The organism is Streptomyces thermovulgaris (assembly GCF_002155915.1).
Classification (GTDB): Bacteria; Actinomycetota; Actinomycetes; order Streptomycetales; family Streptomycetaceae; genus Streptomyces; species Streptomyces thermovulgaris.
Map to the genome: position 1 here is coordinate 1 of NZ_MUME01000219.1, position 616 is coordinate 616.

1 protein-coding gene is annotated in these 616 nt (G+C 70.5%); it reads left to right on the forward strand.

The features are described 5' to 3' along the window. Positions 1-225: 225 nt before the first annotated feature. Positions 226-616 (forward strand): GNAT family N-acetyltransferase (locus CCN35_RS17745; protein ID WP_086793470.1); only part of this gene is annotated, 391 nt, incomplete at its 3' end.

Sequence of the window (616 nt, forward strand, 5' to 3'; positions counted from 1 at the left end):
GCCCGGGCGAGGTGGTAGGCGGTGGTGGAACCGGCCGGCCCCGCGCCCACGACGATCACATCGGCTCTGTTCTCGGAGAGGGCCTCGGAAGGAGACTCGGACTGGGGCTCGGTCACGACGGTCACGGCGGGATCTCCCCCAAGGTTCGTAATCTGCGTGCCGACCGGCACCGGACATGGGCAGTCTATGCAGCGGAACTGATCACCCGGCTGAAGGGCTGTCCCCGTGAACCGAGCTCTCCCCGTCATACGGCTGCGCGTTCCCACCGACGAGGACGCCGTCGTCTGGCACCGGCTGTTCGACGATCCGGACGTCATGGAGTTCCTGGGCGGCAAGTCCGCGGAGCTCTCCGTCTACGAGGAGCTCACCGCCCGTCAGCGGCGGCACGACGCCGAGCGCGGCTTCTGTCTGTGGACGGTGCTCGACTCCCTCGACCGGGTCGTCGGTTTCACCGGTGCCCAGCCGTGGGAGCGGGACTGGGGTCCCACGGGGGAGATCGAGATCGGCTGGCGGCTCGGCCGGGAGTTCTGGGGCCGCGGTTATGCCACGGCGGCCGCGCGTACGACCCTGGAGCGGCTGCGAGAGGCCGGCCTGCCGGGCGTGGTGGCCATGGTCG